Consider the following 19,279-nt stretch of genomic DNA (forward strand, 5'->3'; position numbering starts at 1 on the left):
TTCCATTCACAGCATCAACAATGTTTTTTCTTCCTTTGACAGTTCAGCAATCTTAGAATCCATAAAATCCGAACCAGTCAGCTAAGAATGCAGTTACACCTGTCATCCAGTCGAAAAACAGAGCGACACCAAAGAATATCATAACATATCCACCAAATTTCACAATTTTCATGCTGTGTTTTTTGATCCAATTCATTCTACCGATGAAGAAGGCCATCACTAGGAATGGAATGGCAAAACCTAATATATAAGCAATCATCATCACCATCCCTGTTTCAGGATTGGTTGCGGCAAGTGAAAATACGATTGCCAAAATCGGTCCTGTACAAGGTGTCCAACCTAATGAGAATGCAACCCCAATCAACAATGTTCCTAAATAACCGCTCGGACGATTTTTAAATTGAATTTGTCTATTTTTCATTAAAAATTTAAAATTCAATATACCGACAATTACTAACCCGAAGAAGATGATAAGTATTGCTCCGACCTGTCTAATAATATCTTGGTACATCAATAAAAATCCAGAAATGGCGGATGTTGAGAATCCAATCGCAATAAATATGCTTGAAAATCCGATTAAGAAGAAGATAGTATGCATTAAAGCTTTACGGTTCAGCTTTTTATTCTCTTCATTCAAATCATTAATACTCATTCCAGTGATATAAGATAGAAAAACAGGGTAAATGGGTAACACACAAGGTGAAACAAATGATAGAAATCCGGCGCCAAAAGCCAGAAATACGTTAATTTCAGACATACTAATCCCCCTACATATGCATGTGTACATATCATAGTATCAGATATAATACAGACAAACTCACCTGATTTTGACAATTAGCCAACATTTGGTTTCTATTCACTTTCCTATTACTAGTATATAGAAATGCTATTGTCTTGTCGTTTAATCAGCTTATTCTATTAATCATTTTAATAAGTGGGTCAGTATTTTAATCCTAAGATTTTGGGGATTAAAATCACCTGGAGATGAATGGGTTATTTTTGATCCAAAATCGATAAGGATAATCTCGGGCTTCACCTGTATTAGGAATCCCTATCCTTGGGCCTGTCAGTATATTATTTACTTCCCGCCCTTCTGCAATATATAGAGGATGCTCATATATCGGTTCTCCATATGAATTCATTGTTATTCCCATTGCTTTCGTTAATTTTCCAGGTCCGCTCGTCAATTGCTTTAATTGACGAACCGGTCTTCTTTCGAGCATATAATCGATTCCGGCTAAAGGTTCAATCGCCCGGATTAGTACCGCTTCCGGGGAATCAGCCTTCCCACTGACAATATTAAGAAGACAATGTGTATGCATTTGATAGGTATAGATAAGTCCAGCTTCGTGGAACATTATTTCAGTACGTTTGGTCCGTCTATTTCCATAGCTATGCGCTGCCTTATCTTCCGCTCCAAGATATGCTTCTGTTTCAACAATGTAACCAGAAGAAGTACCCTCTGAATGTTCATGGACAAGAATTTTTCCTAGAAGCTCCTTTGCAAGTTGAAGAGTTGGTTGTTGATAAAATGATTTAGGCAATCTGTTATACTTGGGCTCAATATTCACAGTATTCCCTCCTGTCATAATCATTGATGAAAGTAAAAATACGAAAACCACTTCATTCTGCTTAGTATTTAACAGAAAAAGTGGTTTTTAACATTACATTATTAATAGGCTCAATTTTTCATCACTTATTGTTTATCCATTTGATTGCCCATTGCACGCATCATTTGATTGATTTTTTTCTGTGATGGTTTTTGGCCCATTTGCATCATTAATGTACGAAGCATTTGCTCATTGATTGGCGGATTCTTCTTCAAGTAGTTCATCATATATTTTCTAGCAATAAAAAATCCAAGAGCAACACCTGCTATTAAAGTACCTATAGCAATTAGTACTACCCAAATTATATCCATGTGTGTCTTTCCTCCTCTGCGACTATCTTCATCCAGTATATAAAATTAATGGAAGGAATACAATATTGGATTGTCCAACATCCGATTATTTTTAACGGATAACCAGCCATAATCTTTCAAAGAATTACTGATTACGAAATAAAAATGTGGAGATTTACGCAAAGCCGGGAAAAAAAACTCTTCTACGTCTTCTATCGATGAACAAGTGACTTCTAAATGACGATCATCTTCGTAGATAGTCATCGTTTTTCCTTCCCAATAAATCTTCAAGTACGTATTCCGTTTATCAATAATCAATCTTGCATCCTTCTCTTGTATGTAATTAGCAATATCATCTAAGTTGAGCGGTTCTATAACATAGTTATATTGTAACTGGATATATTTAAAGTTTGGTCTTTCTTTGAATTCATTTAAAAAACGATAAAGGATACCTGTCTTGTAAAAATAATGTTTTGCTATTTTCGACTTAATAGAAAAAATAGAATACGTATACATGGAAAGCACCCCTTTTCGTTCCATTATACGTATTCTCTTTTACGATTGCTGTCAATTTCTGTAGGAAGACAACCACTAGTTTTGTCGAATACATAAATCATTCCCAAAGCTAGTCTATTACATACTAGCTTTGGGAATATTAGTTTCACAACCAAAGAACGTTATGTCTTAGTTGTCCAACAACTTTTCAGTTAATTGTACTACATTTTCTACAGTAAAGCCATATTCCGCAACCACTTTGTCGCCAGGAGCAGATGCACCAAAACGGTCAATAGCAAGGATTTCTCCTTCATCCCCTGCATATCGTTCCCAACCTAAGGAAGCTCCCATTTCAATTGCAAGGCGTTTCTTCACAGTTTTAGGAATTACACTGTCTTTATACGCTTCATCTTGTTTATTGAAACGATCCCAAGATGGCATGCTGACAACGGAGACATCGATACCTTTAGTTCTTAACTCTTTTTGAGCTTCTACCGCTAAATGAACTTCAGATCCAGTTGCAAGTAGGATAGCATCCGGAGCTTCCTTTTCAGCTTTGCTGACTACATATGCACCTTTCTGAACACCTTCGTACGCATTCTCATCTGTACCAGGAAGTGTAGGTAGATTTTGACGAGTGAGTACAAGTGCAGTTGGCTGATCTGTTGATTCTATAGCTAATCTCCAAGCTGCAGCTGTTTCATTCGCATCTGCAGGACGGATCAGAGATAGACCCGGCATCGCTCTTAATGCTGCCAAATGCTCAATTGGCTCGTGTGTCGGACCGTCTTCACCAACTGCTATGGAATCATGAGTAAATACGTAAGTCACTGGCGTTTGCATGATGGAAGCAAGACGGATGGATGGACGTAAGTAATCACTAAATACGAAGAATGTACCACCATATACTTTCAGTCCACCGTGAAGTGCCATACCATTCAGTGCGGCACCCATTGCGTGTTCACGAACACCGAACCAAATATTACGTCCAGAGTAATCTGCTTTTGTGAAGTCTCCTTCATCTTCCATCATAGTTTTGTTGGAACCTGCTAAGTCTGCACTACCACCAAAGAATGTCGGTACTGCGTTTGCAATAGCGTTCAACACTTTTCCAGACGAAGCCCGAGTTGCCATGGAGCTGCCTTCTTCAAAGACTGGCAATACTTCTTCCCAATTCACGTCAAGTTCGCCTTTTATTGCAAGCTCTAATTGAGCAGCCTCTTCAGGATACTTTTCCTTATAAGAAGAAAAAGTATTGTTCCATGCATCTTCTTTCTCTTGTCCATTCACTTGGATTTTTTCTTTGAAATCTCCATATACTTCTTCCGGTACTTTGAATTCTTCATGAGACCATTTATAATATTCTTTTGTAAGACTAACTTCATCTTTACCAAGTGGTGCACCATGAGAAGCTGCTGAATTTGATTTATTCGGAGAACCATATCCAATAATCGTTTTCACTTCAATCAATGTTGGTTGTTCCGTGTTTTGTTGTGCTTCTTTAATTGCTTCACGGATTTCTTCTAAATCATTTCCATCCTCTACACGAAGAACTTGCCAACCGTAAGCTTTAAATCGTTGTTCTGTATTTTCTGAGAAGGAACGGTCTAACTCACCATCTAAGGAGATGTCGTTTGAGTCATATAAAGCAATCAGCTTTCCTAAACCAAGATGGCCTGCTAATGATGCTGCTTCATGTGAAATACCTTCCATCAAATCACCGTCACTTACTAGCGCATAAGTGTAGTGATCAATAATTGCTATATCCTCTTTATTGAATTTAGCTGCGAGATGCGCCTCTGCCATAGCCATACCTACAGACATTGCAATTCCTTGTCCTAATGGACCAGTAGTTGCTTCAACTCCATCTGTATAATGTACTTCCGGATGTCCTGGTGTACGCGAATCCCATTGACGGAAGTTTTTGAGGTCATCAATCGTTACATCATAGCCTGATAAATGTAATAAACTATATAATAGCATTGAACCATGACCTGCAGAAAGCACAAAACGATCGCGATTAAACCATTTTGAGTTTTTTGGATTGTGATTCATGAAATCCGTCCAGAGAGCATATGCCATAGGTGCTGCACCCATAGGTAATCCTGGGTGTCCAGAATTAGCTTTTTCAATTGCATCAATGGATAAAGTACGGATTGTGTTTACCGATAATTGTTCGATTGTAGACATGTAATTCTCCTTTCAATCTTCTTCATAGTATGTATCTGTATCTATTCTATAATGAATGTTTAAACTTCACAAGTTAATTAAGATGAGTGGGTAAACAAATTAGTGCTTTCTATTTCTTTCTTGCATATCTTTTACTTTTTGTGGTGTTACATCATTTCCTTCTGGATCAATTACTTTCAAAGTTTTTAATTGGTTTTTAAATGATCCTCGAATGTTACCTAAATATTCCTCACGCAGTTTTTTTTGCTCTGCTCTCTCTTCAACTGTGAGCTCTGTTTGTTTTGCTTTATTGGCAAGCTCATTGATTCTTGCTAACTTCTCTTGAGATAACATGATTAAAGCCTCCTTAAACTATATTTCAGTATTAGGGTAGATCTACGTCTAAAGTTTAATAATACCCTATTTCAAAAAATAATAATCCATATTTACTCGTTAATTAAAGAATATTATAAATGGATTGCTGAACTAATGAAGCCAGTTCTTCCTATATATTCAATGCTCCATATTAAATTTTACTGCGGACTTCCGGAAGATTTTCACTGAATTACATAAAAACTTTTTATATCGAAGATAAGTCTAGTCTTGTTTTCCAATATATTTATAAAGGAAAAGGCAAAAAAAGACAAGCATTTCAGCTTGTCTTGGGTTTTTATTTATCGATAGATTTTCTATCCTCCTGGTATTCTTGGTAACGACGGTGAACGGTTGCTTTAGAGATATTATATCCTAATCCTTTCAAGGTGGTTGTTATCTCACTAAACGTTAAGTTCTTATCCCGGAGCCGAACAATATCTTCTATGGGTACTTCCAGTCTTTCTCTACCGGGTGCATTAGAAATATTTTTTAAGTTATCTGTAGGATTATATCCCTGTTTTATTGCACGCTGCATTCCTCTTTTGATTTTTATATTATGGATTTTACGTTGATACTCTTCTACTATGCCGACGATTTGTAAAACCATAGAATCAGACTCGGATAATTCGAGCTCTCCATCATGTGTAGATGTTAAAACCGAAACCCCTAATTTTTGGAGCTGGCGGAATAAAGCGATTTTTGTATTTCCTCTCCCTAATCGAGTTTCATCTTGAATTAATAGACATTGTGCTTCTCCATTAGAAAATAGATCGAGCATCTTAAATATGCCATCCCTGTTAATTTCATATCCGCTTTCTTGCTCTTCTATACTAGTTACAACTGTCAGACCATGTCTATCTGCAAGTTGAAATAATTCTTCACGCTGTCTTTGTAATGATGTTTCCTGTTGTTTCTTATCCGTACTCACTCTACAATAGATGATTGCCTTCACGATCCAATTCTCCTTCTGCCAGATTAGCTGCTAGTTATGAGAGAAAAATATAAAAATACTAATGTTACCCCAAATACAACAATAAAGAAGATATCCTCCTTGGAAAACTTAGAAAATAATTTACTAAACATGTATATTCCTCCCCAATCCACGAACTTTTGTTCTCCAGAACATATTATCGCACGAACAAATGGTCCTGTCAACCATTATTTAGAACGAATGTTTGCATTATGTTATATGAGATGATAAACTAGTGATAATAAATTCTATGTACGAGGTGATTAATAGATGACTAAGCTTTCAAAAAGACAACAAATGATATTAGATTTCATAAAAGAGGAAGTAAATGAAAAGGGTTATCCACCTTCAGTCCGAGAAATTGCAGTCGCAGTAGGTCTTGCTTCCAGTTCAACAGTTCATGGTCATCTGGAACGTCTTGAGGCAAAAGGTTATATTCGACGAGATCCGACTAAACCACGTGCTATCGAAATACTTGATCTAGATGGAGAGGGAAATATACCGAAGGACAAAGCACGCTATGCACCTGTCATTGGTAAAGTTACTGCTGGTATTCCTATTACTGCAGTAGAAAACATCGAGGAATTTGTCCCTGTTCCAAGTTCACACACAAATCCAGATGACAATCTATTTGTTCTTGTAATCGAAGGTGAGAGTATGATAGAAGCTGGTATTCTAGATGGTGATATGGTTATTGTTAAACAACAAAACACTGCCAATAACGGGGAAATTGTAGTTGCAATGACGGATGATGATGAGGCGACGGTTAAACGCTTCTTTAAAGAAGAAAATAAAATTCGTCTTCAACCGGAAAATGCAACGATGGAGCCATTATTCTATGATAAAGTTAGTATCTTAGGAAAAGTAGTCGGCTTATATCGCAATATCCATTAAAAAACATCTGATCTTCGCATCGCATGCAAAGATCAGATGTTTTTTTAATATATTAATAGGTTGTTAGATATTGTTCTCGTTCCCAAGGATGAACGGTATTATTAAACATTTCCCATTCAATTTCTTTGGCTTCAACATAATGATTAAATAGATGATCACCTAAAGCTTTGATGATGACTGGATCTTTTTCCATTTCATCGAGTGCATCTTTAAGAGTTGATGGCAAGTCCTTCACACCATTTTCAATTCTTTCTTTTCTTGTCATTGCATAGATATTTCGGTCAACTGCTTTTGGAGGTTCTTTTTCATTCTCAATCCCATCTAATCCAGCTGCAAGAAGAACGGACATTGCCAAATATGGATTGGCAGCCGGATCTACACTACGGACTTCGATTCTAGTCCCGACTCCCCTAGAACTTGGAATACGAAGAAGCGGACTGCGGTTAGAACTTGACCAAGCAACATAACAAGGAGCTTCATATCCTGGAACCAACCGCTTATAAGAATTGACTATCGGATTGGTAATAGCAGTAAAATTAGTTGCATGTTCTAACAACCCTGCAATAAATTGATATGCAGTTTTGCTCAGCTCTCTTTCACCTGATTCATCATAAAACGCGTTCTTTCCATCTTTGAACAGCGACATATTAACATGCATTCCTGAACCATCTACACCGAATAAAGGCTTTGGCATAAAGGTAGCGTGCAAATTATGTTTTCTAGCAACCGTTTTTACGACAAGTTTAAATGTCTGTATATCATCCGCATGCCTTACTGCTTCGGAATACTCGAAGTCTATCTCGTGTTGACCCGGAGCCCCTTCATGATGGGATGCTTCAATGTTAAAGCCCATTTCCTCTAATTCCAGCACGATGTCGCGACGACAGCTTTCACCCAAATCATTTGGCGCAAGATCGAAATAACCACCATGGTCATTTAACTCTAGGATCGGCTCCCCTTTTTGATTTAATTTAAATAGGAAGAATTCAGGTTCAGTTCCAATATTGAAAGTATCAAAGCCAAGTGACTGCATCCGCTTTAGGTTTCTCTTTAAATTATAACGAGGACAACCTGAAAATGGTGTGCCATCCGCATTGTATATATCACAAATGAATCGTGCGACTTTTCCTTTATCGGATGTCCACGGAAAAACTACGAAAGAATCAAGATCAGGACATAAATACATATCGGATTCTTCAATCCGTACAAACCCTTCAATGGATGAACCGTCAAACATCATTTTATTATCCAAAGCCGTATCAAGTTGGCTAAGCGGGATCTCCACGTTTTTAATCTTTCCTAACATGTCGGTAAATTGAAGCCGTATAAAACGTACATTTTCATCTTTAATTTTTTCTTTGATTGCATCTTTGGTAAATTTCGTTCCCAACTAGATCTCCTCCAACAGTATAAATTTATATACGAAGAAATAGAATATCCCTATTCCTTGCACATAATTTTCCGCATTTTTCAATTTTCTCAGCGTAACGTAAAAGTATTGAGTTATAAAAAATGCTTGAAATGAATTAATGAAATATTATTATGGAGAAATACAATAGAATGGAGCTATTGGATCCAAGCCTGCGGGAGGATGTAGTCCTCCCAACGCTTGAATACGAAGCTGTACAACATGTATTCCACTTTGACTATACCCTATTTGACAAATAAGAAACCTTTTCTTTCAAGGGCTGCTACAGCACGGGTCAAAGCTAGTTTCACATGGGAATATGTAAGTCCACCTTGTACATAGGCAGTGTATGGAGGGCGGATTGGACCATCCGCAGAAAGTTCAATACTGGATCCTTGAATAAACGTTCCACCTGCCATTATGACTTGATCTTCATAACCTGGCATTTCACTTGGATACGGCGTGACATAAGCATTGACAGGAGAATTTTCTTGAATTGCTTGACAGAATGCTATCATTTGCTCTGATGAATCGAAATTAACAGATTGGATTAAATCCGTTCGTTTACTTTGGTAAGCTGGTGTTGTTTCAAATCCAGCCAATTCGAGAAATCGTGAAGTGAAAATCGCTCCTTTTAACGCTTCACCAACCACATGAGGTGCAAGGAAAAAACCTTGATACAGTTCTTGAAGCATATTTAAAGTTGCGCCACTTTCTTTACCCAGTCCCGGTGCCGTTAAGCGATTTGCGCATTGTTCCACTAATTCTTCACGGCCGACGATATAACCGCCTGAGCGTACAATTCCTCCACCAGGATTTTTGATGAGCGAACCGGCCATCAAATCAACTCCAACATGAGTTGGTTCAAATTCTTCAACAAACTCACCATAACAATTATCTACGAACACGATGACATCTTCTTTTACTTCCTTAACGAACTCTACCATGTCTCTGATCTCTTCCACTGTAAAAGACGGACGATTATCATATCCTTTAGAGCGTTGGATCCCAATAACTTTTGTATTAACATTTATTGCCTCTTTAATCTGGGCAAAATCGACGCTGCCATCCTCCAGCAAATTCACTTCCTGATACGAAATAGCATACTCACGAAGGGAACCTGGTGTATTCCCTCTTTTACCAATCACTTCTTCTAATGTATCGTATGGCTTACCTGTAATATACATTAACTCATCTCCAGGACGTAGAACGCCAAATAAAGCGGTTGATATGGCGTGAGTGCCAGAAACTAATTGGGGACGGACGAGTGCATCTTCTGTTCCGAAAACATCCCTATACACCGCCTCCAGTGTATCTCGTCCCATATCATCGTAACCGTAACCGGTAGTGGAATTAAAATGGCTATCGCTTACCCGATTATCAATAAATGCATCCAATACTCGTTGTTGATTTTTTTCAACTATATTATTTATATGTTCCTTTATTTCTTTTATATCTTGTTCAGTCTGGTTGATTAAATCCTTCAGCATATTTCTTTACTGCTCCTTTAAAATCTTATTTAATGAATGGTTCTCTTGAATATACCCTTTAATATGATATAGGTTCTCTTGTTCATCAAATCTTTTTTCTGTAATGATTGCCTCTCTCCCAAGTTGGCTCATTACTTTGCCGGCATCTGTTTCCAATGCGACTTGGAATGGAGTCCATTGTTTCATCAGTATTTCCTCTATTTTTTCAAGAAGATGTTGAATATCCTCTGTTTCGTATGCCGATGACAATATATATGGATGATGTAGTGGCAGAAAATCATTCTCCAACAAATCTTTCTTATTGTAGACATACAACATAGGTAGATTATTTGCATCTAGGTCATCTAATAGTTCGCCTACTGTCTCGATATGTTTTTCATAATCAATATGTGATGCATCAATCACATGCAACAGGAAATCAGCCTCTGTCACTTCTTCCAATGTTGAACGGAAAGCTGCAATCAAAGATGTCGGCAAATCTTGAAGAAAACCGACCGTGTCAGTAATCAACGCTTTAAAACCGGAAGGGAGTTCAATTTTCCTTGTCAAAGGATCAAGCGTTGCAAATAATTTATCTTCTTCCAATGTGTCACTATCGGTCAGTCGGTTAAATAATGTCGATTTGCCTGCATTTGTATAGCCAACGATCGCGATTTGAAATGTATCATTTTCTCTTCTCCGTTTACGATACTGTTCCCGCTGCTTTACCACTTGCTCAAGCCTACGTTTAATGTCTACAATTCTTCGCTGGATATGGCGGCGATCCGTCTCCAGTTTGGTTTCACCAGGGCCCCTTGTACCAATTCCACCGCCAAGACGGGACAATGCAATCCCCTGTCCCCGAAGTCTTGGCAGTAGATACTCCAATTGAGCAAGTTCAACCTGAAGTTTACCTTCCTTGGTCTGTGCGCGCTGAGCAAAAATATCAAGTATCAACTGACTTCGATCGATGATTGGTATGCCTAAGTAATTGTTGAGGTTACGTAATTGTCCACTCGACAATTCATCATTCGAAATGACGAGGTCTATATCCTTTTCTTCAATTTCCCTCTTGATCTCTTCAAGTTTACCTTCTCCTATATATGTCGCAGGGTGAATACGGTTTCGGTTTTGGGTGATAACCCCTTCCACCTTCCCACCTGCAGTATTACTCAATGAAATGATTTCCTCTAAAGAAGATTCAAACCGTTCAACTAATTGTTCTGGCTTTCTTACTGCAATAATAATGATTTTTTCTTCTTCCATATAATCCCTCTCTTTAAACGGGTGTAGTATCAAATTGAATATCAGTTGCGGTAATTTCTATCAAACGTTCTGCTTCATAATTTTCAGCTTGAACGAGACGATATGCCTGCATACGGATTGCCCGCTCCATTATATTTCTTACCGAACGTGCGTTGGAAAAATTCCTTTCTTTTACAGCTAGCTTTTGATAAAGATAGTTCCTTAATTTATTTTCAGCCTCTTTCGTCAAGCGATATTCCCTTGATTTTACCATGTGATGCGCTATTTCCATCAATTCTTCCAAGTTGTAATCAGAGAAGTCCAAGATGAATGGGAATCTGGATTCGAGGCCAGGATTTGTAGCTAGAAAACGGTGCATTTCATAAGGGTAACCAGCAAGTATGAGGATAAAATCATCACTGCCGTCCTCCATATGCTTTACAAGTGTATCTATCGCTTCTTTACCGAAATCTTTTTCTCCACCACGCGCGAGTGAATACGCCTCGTCGATGAATAGTATACCCCCCATTGCCTTTTCAATGATTGCCCTCGTCTTTTGAGCCGTCTGCCCAATGTATTCCCCTACTAGATCGGCACGCTCAGCTTCAATAAAGTGGCCTTTAGAAAGTATACCCAAATCAAAATAAAGTTTTGCCAGCCTTCTTGCTACCGTTGTTTTTCCAGTGCCAGGATTACCTCTGAATAGCATATGCAAAACTTGAGCGTTCGAAGCCATCCCTAATTCTTTACGCTTTTCATTTATGAGATAGTAGGAATATATTTGTTTAATCGTCGTTTTAATTTGTTGAATGCCTACAAACTGAGAAAAAGCCTCATCTATTTGTTTAAATTGTTTGTTATAGTTTAAATTTCCTTTTCGTCGCTCTACATGAGGTGGAATATCCTGCAAAATAATATTGATGCGGCCGTTCCGATTTGCTGTCATTCCCGTCTCCATATACTCACTCCTTCGTCATCACAGTATACGTTTATCTCCATAAAATGTGACAAACGCCCAGTGAAGCATAAGTGAGTTCCTGGAAAAATAAATAATAAGTTCATTAGAAAACGGATGCAGTAATTCGCATCCGTTATTTATTACTCATTTTCTAAGCTAACATTTTTAACTGGTGCAAAAGTTGAAATTGCATGTTTGAATATCAATTGCTGTTTGCCATCAGTTTCTAATAATACCGTAAAGTTATCAAATGCTTTAATGATCCCCCTTAATTGAAAACCATTTGTTAAGAACACGGTAACTGAAACATGGTTCTTCCTCAATTGATTTAAATACTGCTCTTGAATGTTAACGTTTTGTGCCATGGTACTTCCTCCCTTTTCTATCTATATAATCTTAATTCTACTTCATTTCCAATATTCCTGCTACTTTAGATAAAATCATTGAAAACTTTTTATCTTTTTCCACTGGTTCAACGGAATACCAGTCTACTGGTAATTTATTTCTAAACCAGGTATATTGTCTTTTTGCATATCTTCGAGAGTTTTGTTTCAATATTTCAATGGTTTCATCCAATCCTTGCCTACCCTCTAGATATGGAATAAACTCTTTATAACCAATAGCTTTCATAGCTTGTGTATCTTTGTAACCCTTATTATATAGTGTAGTAACTTCTTCTAAGAGGCCGTTTTCCATCATCAAATCAACACGTTTATTAATCTCACGATAGAGCAATTCTCTATCCATCTCTAACCCAATGAACAATACATTGTAAGGAGATTCAAGCTTTTGCTCTTTTTCCCATGTCGTTTTAGTCTTCCCGGTAGTTTCATATATTTCTAACGCGCGGATGACTCTGCGATGATTATTAGGATGGATCTTCTCTGCTTGTTCGGGATCCACTTCTGCTAAACGGTTATAGATCCTTTCTATCCCTGCTTCTCGTGCTTCCCTCATAAGTTCTTCTGTCCTATTATCATCCCTTGGGATACTAGGAAAATTATAATCATAGAGAGCGGCTTGTATGTATAATCCACTACCGCCTACAATAATCGGTAGGCGGTCTTTGGCTGATATTTCATCAATCTTCTTTGAAACATCCATTTTAAAATCTGCTGCAGAGTATTCTTCAGCCGGTTCTTTTATATCAATTAGATGGTGAGGAATTCCTTCCATTTCTTCCTCACTGACCTTAGCAGTTCCTATATCCATTCCCTTATATACTTGCATGGAATCACCGCTGATGATTTCCCCATTAAAACGTTTTGCCAACATAATACTGAGGGACGTCTTTCCGACGGCTGTCGGTCCAACAACTGCTATGACTGTTTTCTTCATCGGATTACCCCTATATACTTATTTCTCGTTTTGATAGCTGCGAAGCATCCATAACTCTTTCTCAAAAGCTGATAATTGCTCAATTAACATATCTGTTGTCGGCTCATCTTCATACTCCTCTGCTAAAAGAAGACCTGTTTCTCTAATTTCAGAAGCTACTTGCTCGAAGTCATGAATAAGCTGTGCAATTATTTCTTCTTCCGTATCATCTGCGTTGGCCTCTTCCAAAGTGCCTTGCTTCAAATACATACTCATCGTTGCCAAAGGTTTTCCACCTATCATTAAAATTCTTTCCGCAACTTCATCTAAGAATTCTGAAGACCGCTCATACAATTCCTCAAAATATTCATGAAGCCGAAAGAAGTTTCTTCCTTGGATATACCAATGGTAACGGTGAAGTTTTACATAAAGAATAAAGTGGTTGGAAAGCAGTTGGTTTAAATGATTAATTAAACGTTGATTGTCCAATTTATTCACCTCACACTGTTTTCTTATCAGTTTTGTCCTGCTTGTTGAATCTTATACCTTTACATAATTCTTTTAAACATTTTCTCAATTTCATAGGACGAAAAATGAATAATGATTGGTCTTCCGTGTGGACAAGTGAATGGATCTACCGTTTTCCTTAAATCTTCCAGCAATCTAGCCATTTCTTCCAAAGTTAAATAATGATTCGCTTTGATGGAACGTTTGCACGACATCATAATAGCTGCTTCTTCACGAATACGTTCCACATTGATTTTTTCTTCTTTCATGACGTGCTCCAACATCTCGCGAATAACTTCTTCCTCAAAACCTTTTGGAAACCAATTCGGATGAGAACGAATGACGTAACTTGTACGGCCAAAAGGCTCAAAATAAAGACCGACTTTCTCCAATTCATCTTGATGGGCATCAATAAACAATGCCTCCTCATTGGAAAAATCAAAAGTTAATGGAATTAACAGTTGCTGTGATTCATTATTAGGTTTCCCTAGTTTTTCTTTATAAAACTCGTATTTTATTCGTTCCTGGGCAGCGTGTTGATCAATCATATAAAATCCTTCATCATTCTGACCAAGAATGTACGTACCATGAAGCTGACCAATTGGATATATCGGTGGAATCCGATCCGCAAATTGTGGCTCTGGCTCTGCCTCATCTGAAGTAGCTACAACAGGGTTCGGATTCGGCTCCTTTTCCTCCACTGTTATCGGTTCTCTTATCATTTGTACTGGTTCTTCTGGAATTGTTGATTTTTCTATGTTTGGCTCAGTTTCAACAGCTGGTTTATTAGCAATAAATTCCTTCTCTTCTACCGGATTGCTATCAAATGAAAATTGTTCTTGTGTAGAAATTGGCTTCTTTTTCGGCTCTTTATATTCCATTTCTGGTATGAGTGTCTCCTGCCGAAGAGCTGCTTGAATAGTCTCTTTTACTGATTCATATAAAGCTTTGTCCTTACTGAACCTTACTTCCAATTTTGTTGGGTGAACATTTACATCCACTAATATTGGTGCCATTGTAATGTTAAGCACTACTAATGGATATTTCCCGATCGGCAATAACGTATGGTAGCCATCCACTACAGCTTTTGATAATGGATAGTTTTTTATATATCTTCCGTTAATAATGGTCGAGATAAAATTTCTCGATGCCCTCGTCACTTCAGGTTTTGCTATAAAACCAGTTATTTCATAATCTAATGTTTTATGCTCAATCGGCAGCATTTTTTTAGCAACAGACATCCCATAAATCTGGGCAATAACTTGTAATAAATCTCCACTTCCAGAAGTTTTAAAAAGAGTTCTGCCATTATGGATAACTTCAAAACGGATTTCTGGATACGACAAAGCTAGCCGGTTCAGCAAGTCTGTTACATGTCCTAACTCTGTGTGCAGACTCTTCATATATTTTAAACGGGCAGGTGTATTGTAGAACAACTCATCAACAGTTATCTCAGTACCTTTACGTGCATCACTTTTGCTCTTTTCAACGATTTCTCCGCCTTCCAAGTATAGACTTGTCCCAGCTTCTTCACCAGTTGATGTTTTTAAAGTCAATTTACTAACAGCAGCAATACTTGCTAAAGCTTCTCCACGGAAGCCGAGTGTACGGACATGAAATAAATCATTCTCATCATTGATTTTACTTGTAGCATGAGGAAGAAAGGCTCTTTCACTGTCCTCAGAGCTCATTCCTTCTCCATTATCTGTTACTCTAATTCGCCCGATGCCGGCTTCTTCCATCTCAACCTTAACGAAACTGCTGCCGGCATCAATGCTATTTTCCACTAACTCCTTTACAACAGATGCAGGACGTTCGACAACCTCTCCCGCTGCAATTTTATTAGCAAGTTGAGTAGGCATCTGTTTAATTTTCATGCAAACATCCTCTCATATTTTCAAATACTGTTACTTCACTTTCTTTTGGAGTTTATATAATGCATTCATTGCTTCCATTGGTGTCATTTCAAATAAATTCAAGTTTTTAAGCTCATCAATGATATGATGTTCTTTTTTGGTCGGTTGTTTCTCATTTTCTTTCTCCCTCTCCTCAATGAAGAAAGAGAGCTGTCCAGACTCGATTTTTTCTGTAACTGGTGCCGGCTTCGAACCTTCTTCCAGTTCTATTAATATAGTATTTGCCCGCTCAATCAACGCTTCTGGTAAACCAGCCAGTTTAGCAACTTGAATACCGTAACTCCTATCAGCAGATCCTTCTTTGATCTTGTGTAAGAATACAACATTCCCATCATACTCTTCGGCACGGACGTGAATGTTTTTTAACTGGTTCAAGTTCTTCTCCATGGCAGTCAACTCATGGTAATGTGTCGAAAATAATGTTTTAGCACCAATATTATTATGGATATATTCCACAATCGCTTGTGCCAACGCCATACCGTCATAGGTACTTGTCCCCCGACCGATTTCATCGAGAAGAATTAAACTGCGGTCCGTTGCTTTAGCGAGTGCATGATTTGCTTCAAGCATTTCCACCATGAACGTACTTTGGCCCGAAACAAGATCATCTGCAGCACCAATACGAGTGAAAATCTGGTCAAAAACAATTAAATCCGCTTCATCACAAGGCACAAAGCACCCTATTTGGGCCATAATGACCGTTAAAGCCAGTTGTCGCATGTACGTACTTTTCCCAGACATATTTGGTCCCGTAATTAATAGAATACTATTTTCTTTATCCAATGAAACGTCATTCGGTACAAATGTACCATCTGACATCACTTTTTCAACAACGGGGTGTCTTCCATTTTTAATTGTCAGCTTATCTTCCACAAAACGTGGTCTAGTATAATTGTTTTCTTCACTAACCGTCGCAAAGGCCTGAAGACAATCGATTCTACTGATATGATCTGCTAATTGTTGGAATAGTGGTATATGATCTTTCATCTCTTCTCTTATATCAAGGAATAGTGCGTGCTCCAAGTCTATACTTTTTTCTTCCGCCTCCAAAATTAAAGTCTCTTTTTCTTTTAATTCTGGAGTAATATAACGTTCAGCATTAGCCAGCGTTTGTTTCCGCTCATATCTTCCCTCAGGCAACAGATGTGTATTGGACTTCGTGACTTCAATATAGTAGCCAAACACACGATTAAATCCTATTTTTAAAGATTTAATATTTGTTAAATCTTTTTCTTTTCGTTCCAGTTCTGCAATCCATTGTTTACCATTACGTGATGCATCACGATATGAATCTAATTGCTCGTTATAGCCATCTTTAATAATTCCGCCTTCTGTAATCGAAGCTGGCGGATCTTCAATAATACTTTGCTCTAATATATCTACAATATCTTCAGGATAAACCAATTCGTCCGCTAACTCTTTCATTTCAGGTGCCGGAAACTGTTGAAGTATTTTTTTGATCTCCGGTATGTTACGTAAGGATTGTTTTAGTTGAATAAGGTCTCGTGCGTTCACATTTCCAAAGGCGATTCTTGCGGCAAGCCTTTCCATATCATATACAGATTTCAAAGACTCCCTCAGCATTTCCCTTTCCATAAATCCAGCATGGAACGACTCAACGATATTTAATCGCTTTTCAATAGCTTGTTTGTTAAGCAAAGGCCGTTCAATCCATTTTTTCATCATCCGTGACCCCATAGCGGTAACAGTTTTATCAAGAACCCAGAGTAAACTTCCGTGCTTCCCTTTTTTAATGATAGTCTCTGTAAGCTCTAAATTACGTTTGGAATACATATCTAAAGATAAATAATCCTTCAATTCGATGATTGTTGCCTGTTTTAAATGATCTAAAGAGCGCATTTGCGTGTTTTGAATATAATTAAGAAGACGGCTGAACGCCTTCATTAATCGTTCATCATTTAAGTTTTCAGTCAAGCTTCTGTACTCCGCATTGAAGGTAACTTCATCCTGATAGGATAATGTAACTTGTAACTTCTCCCGTAATTGGGTTTGGAATTCTTCGCTCAACGTAGACGGAATCACAATTTCACGTATTGGTTGGTTGTATAACTCATGAAGAACAGCATCCCATCCCTCTTTAATCAGAGTGAGGCGGTTTTCTCCAGTTGACAAGTCGTTATAAACAACAACAAATGAGCCATCTTGGAAATGTGAAAGGCTGCAAAGGTAGTTATTCTCCCCCTCTTTTAACATCGTTTGAGACATGATCGTACCAGGAGTAACGATCTGAACAACTTCTCTTTTCACTACACCTTTAGCTGTTTTAGGGTCTTCCACCTGTTCACAGATCGCAACTTTATATCCTTTTTCAATTAATGTTTTTATGTAGTTTTCTGCAGAGTGGTAGGGAACTCCGCACATTGGGATACCTTCCTTATCACCTTGTGACCCTCGTTTTGTCAGTGTTATTTCTAATTCTCTCGCTGCTTTGATTGCATCATCAAAAAATAGTTCATAAAAATCTCCAAGCCTATAAAATAAAAAAGCATCTTGATGCTCAGCTTTAATTTTCAAATATTGTTCCATCATTGGTGTGTGTTTTACCATGTATAAGCCTCCAAAAACCCTTAATCTTCTTCAATAATTATAGCATACATCATTCACTTAGCTCTATAAGACTGTTTTTTCTAATTGTTAATCGGCTAATTTCACAGTGAATTGAAAGGATAAGATTATAACTGATATTAAATTTTAACTTAAAAGAAATTATTCAATTATGTGAATAAAGATTTAGCACAAAATTAATGATTTTTTTATTAATCAATGCTCCAACAAACAGCTCTGCTGGGAGCAGCCCCCGATACACCGAAGACTCCTGTGGGAGCAAAGGCATCTGTGAGCCTCCCACGGAAGCGAAGGTGTATCGGGGGCTGCGGACCGCCAGGAGAGAATCTCTGAATTAATCAGGAACCTGTATTTGCTGATAAATTAACAAATTTCATACGTTATATTTTTCTAAAAATCTTAGTATGCACTTTAGGTGTTTGCCCTGCATAAAATGACTATGAAAAAAGAGGAGGTAAATACAGCTATGTCTTTTCTTAAAAAAGATTATAGAGAAATCATTACTAAAGCAGTGATCGGAAAAGGGCGTAAATTCACAAAGGAAACCCATACCGTAACTCCAAATAATCGTCCATCCAGCATTCTAGGATGCTGGGTAATTAATCACCTATATCATGCTAAAATGAAATCTGCAGATAGCGTGGAGATCCATGGAAGTTACGAAATCAATATTTGGTATTCCTATAATGATAATACGAAAACACAAGTCGTTACAGAAAATGTAAAATATCAGGATGTCGTTCCCCTTTCCTTAAAAGACGAGAACTGCATAGATGATGATTTCGATGTAATTGCAAAAGTATTGCAGCAACCAAATTGCCTAGAGTGTAAGATTGAGAAAAAAGGCAATAAAGTCCTTGTAGAAGTTGAAAGGGAATTTGTCGTTCAAGTAATTGGTGATACAAAGTTACTTGTAAAAGTAGTACCTAGTTGGGAAGCGGATAAGTTGGAAGACGACGATGATGAAATCTGGGGCCACAAGGTTTCAGATGAGGAATTAGAAAATGTAAAAACAGATTTTATGAAGAAAAGAGATTAACAAATTACGAGGGAGATTTCTCTCGTAATTT

General features: G+C 37.6%; 18 protein-coding genes. 2 read left to right on the top strand and 16 right to left on the bottom strand.

From position 1 onward, the window contains the following. Nucleotides 1-52: 52 nt before the first annotated feature. From M3210_RS01615 to M3210_RS01645, 7 genes are all read right to left on the bottom strand, one after another. On the bottom strand, nucleotides 53-757 hold the full coding sequence (locus tag M3210_RS01615; protein ID WP_251510511.1) for a cytochrome c biogenesis CcdA family protein: 705 nt from the start codon (nucleotides 755-757) through the stop codon (nucleotides 53-55). Nucleotides 758-974: 217 nt separating this feature from the next. Continuing rightward, nucleotides 975-1,565 carry a DNA-3-methyladenine glycosylase gene (locus tag M3210_RS01620; RefSeq protein ID WP_379597709.1) on the bottom strand — a complete coding sequence of 197 codons (591 nt, stop codon included), beginning with the start codon at nucleotides 1,563-1,565 and terminating at the stop codon, nucleotides 975-977. 131 nt (nucleotides 1,566-1,696) lie between these two features. Continuing rightward, on the bottom strand, nucleotides 1,697-1,921 hold the full coding sequence (locus M3210_RS01625) for a YneF family protein (RefSeq protein ID WP_251510514.1): 225 nt from the start codon (nucleotides 1,919-1,921) through the stop codon (nucleotides 1,697-1,699). 45 nt (nucleotides 1,922-1,966) lie between these two features. Further along, nucleotides 1,967-2,440, bottom strand: a complete 474-nt coding sequence (gene sirA, locus M3210_RS01630; protein ID WP_251510517.1) for a sporulation inhibitor of replication protein SirA — start codon at nucleotides 2,438-2,440, stop codon at nucleotides 1,967-1,969. Nucleotides 2,441-2,584: 144 nt separating this feature from the next. Next, complete coding sequence (tkt, locus tag M3210_RS01635; RefSeq protein ID WP_251510519.1) at nucleotides 2,585-4,585, bottom strand: transketolase; 2,001 nt, start codon at nucleotides 4,583-4,585, stop codon at nucleotides 2,585-2,587. A 99-nt stretch (nucleotides 4,586-4,684) separates the two neighbouring features. Next, nucleotides 4,685-4,918 (bottom strand): DUF896 domain-containing protein, encoded by a 234-nt coding sequence (locus M3210_RS01640; protein WP_251510521.1) that lies wholly within the window; start codon nucleotides 4,916-4,918, stop codon nucleotides 4,685-4,687. A 316-nt stretch (nucleotides 4,919-5,234) separates the two neighbouring features. Beyond that, nucleotides 5,235-5,891: a YneB family resolvase-like protein gene (locus M3210_RS01645; RefSeq protein WP_251510523.1), complete on the bottom strand. Its 657-nt coding sequence runs from the start codon at nucleotides 5,889-5,891 to the stop codon at nucleotides 5,235-5,237. Between the two features lie 288 nt (nucleotides 5,892-6,179). On the opposite strand from M3210_RS01645, the gene lexA reads away from it, so the two are divergent. Then, nucleotides 6,180-6,803 carry a transcriptional repressor LexA gene (gene lexA / locus M3210_RS01650; RefSeq protein ID WP_251510526.1) on the top strand — a complete coding sequence of 208 codons (624 nt, stop codon included), beginning with the start codon at nucleotides 6,180-6,182 and terminating at the stop codon, nucleotides 6,801-6,803. 52 nt (nucleotides 6,804-6,855) lie between these two features. Here lexA and glnA read toward each other — a convergent pair whose 3' ends face one another. The 9 genes from glnA to mutS form a co-directional block, all read right to left on the bottom strand. Then, entirely contained in the window at nucleotides 6,856-8,193 is a 1,338-nt protein-coding gene (gene glnA, locus M3210_RS01655; protein ID WP_251510528.1) for a type I glutamate--ammonia ligase, read from the bottom strand. 263 nt (nucleotides 8,194-8,456) lie between these two features. Next, on the bottom strand, nucleotides 8,457-9,701 hold the full coding sequence (locus M3210_RS01660) for a methionine gamma-lyase family protein (protein WP_251510530.1): 1,245 nt from the start codon (nucleotides 9,699-9,701) through the stop codon (nucleotides 8,457-8,459). Nucleotides 9,702-9,707: 6 nt separating this feature from the next. Next, complete coding sequence (gene hflX, locus M3210_RS01665; RefSeq protein WP_251510534.1) at nucleotides 9,708-10,946, bottom strand: GTPase HflX; 1,239 nt, start codon at nucleotides 10,944-10,946, stop codon at nucleotides 9,708-9,710. 13 nt (nucleotides 10,947-10,959) lie between these two features. Beyond that, a complete protein-coding gene (locus M3210_RS01670; protein ID WP_251510537.1) occupies nucleotides 10,960-11,883 on the bottom strand; it encodes an AAA family ATPase in 924 nt (307 codons plus the stop codon). 140 nt (nucleotides 11,884-12,023) lie between these two features. Next, nucleotides 12,024-12,248, bottom strand: coding sequence for an RNA chaperone Hfq (gene hfq / locus M3210_RS01675; RefSeq protein ID WP_251510547.1), 225 nt, complete (start codon nucleotides 12,246-12,248; stop codon nucleotides 12,024-12,026). A gap of 37 nt (nucleotides 12,249-12,285) precedes the next feature. After that, nucleotides 12,286-13,221, bottom strand: coding sequence for a tRNA (adenosine(37)-N6)-dimethylallyltransferase MiaA (gene miaA / locus M3210_RS01680; protein WP_251510550.1), 936 nt, complete (start codon nucleotides 13,219-13,221; stop codon nucleotides 12,286-12,288). An 18-nt stretch (nucleotides 13,222-13,239) separates the two neighbouring features. Then, on the bottom strand, nucleotides 13,240-13,689 hold the full coding sequence (locus M3210_RS01685) for a Dps family protein (protein WP_251510553.1): 450 nt from the start codon (nucleotides 13,687-13,689) through the stop codon (nucleotides 13,240-13,242). A 59-nt stretch (nucleotides 13,690-13,748) separates the two neighbouring features. Further along, nucleotides 13,749-15,584, bottom strand: a complete 1,836-nt coding sequence (mutL, locus tag M3210_RS01690) for a DNA mismatch repair endonuclease MutL (RefSeq protein WP_251510556.1) — start codon at nucleotides 15,582-15,584, stop codon at nucleotides 13,749-13,751. A 30-nt stretch (nucleotides 15,585-15,614) separates the two neighbouring features. Further along, complete coding sequence (gene mutS, locus M3210_RS01695) at nucleotides 15,615-18,191, bottom strand: DNA mismatch repair protein MutS (RefSeq protein WP_251510559.1); 2,577 nt, start codon at nucleotides 18,189-18,191, stop codon at nucleotides 15,615-15,617. Nucleotides 18,192-18,675: 484 nt separating this feature from the next. On the opposite strand from mutS, the gene M3210_RS01700 reads away from it, so the two are divergent. Continuing rightward, a complete protein-coding gene (locus M3210_RS01700) occupies nucleotides 18,676-19,248 on the top strand; it encodes an outer spore coat protein CotE (RefSeq protein WP_251510562.1) in 573 nt (190 codons plus the stop codon). Nucleotides 19,249-19,279: the final 31 nt, after the last annotated feature.

The organism is Oceanobacillus luteolus (assembly GCF_023715655.1).
Lineage (GTDB): Bacteria > Bacillota > Bacilli > Bacillales > Amphibacillaceae > Oceanobacillus > Oceanobacillus luteolus.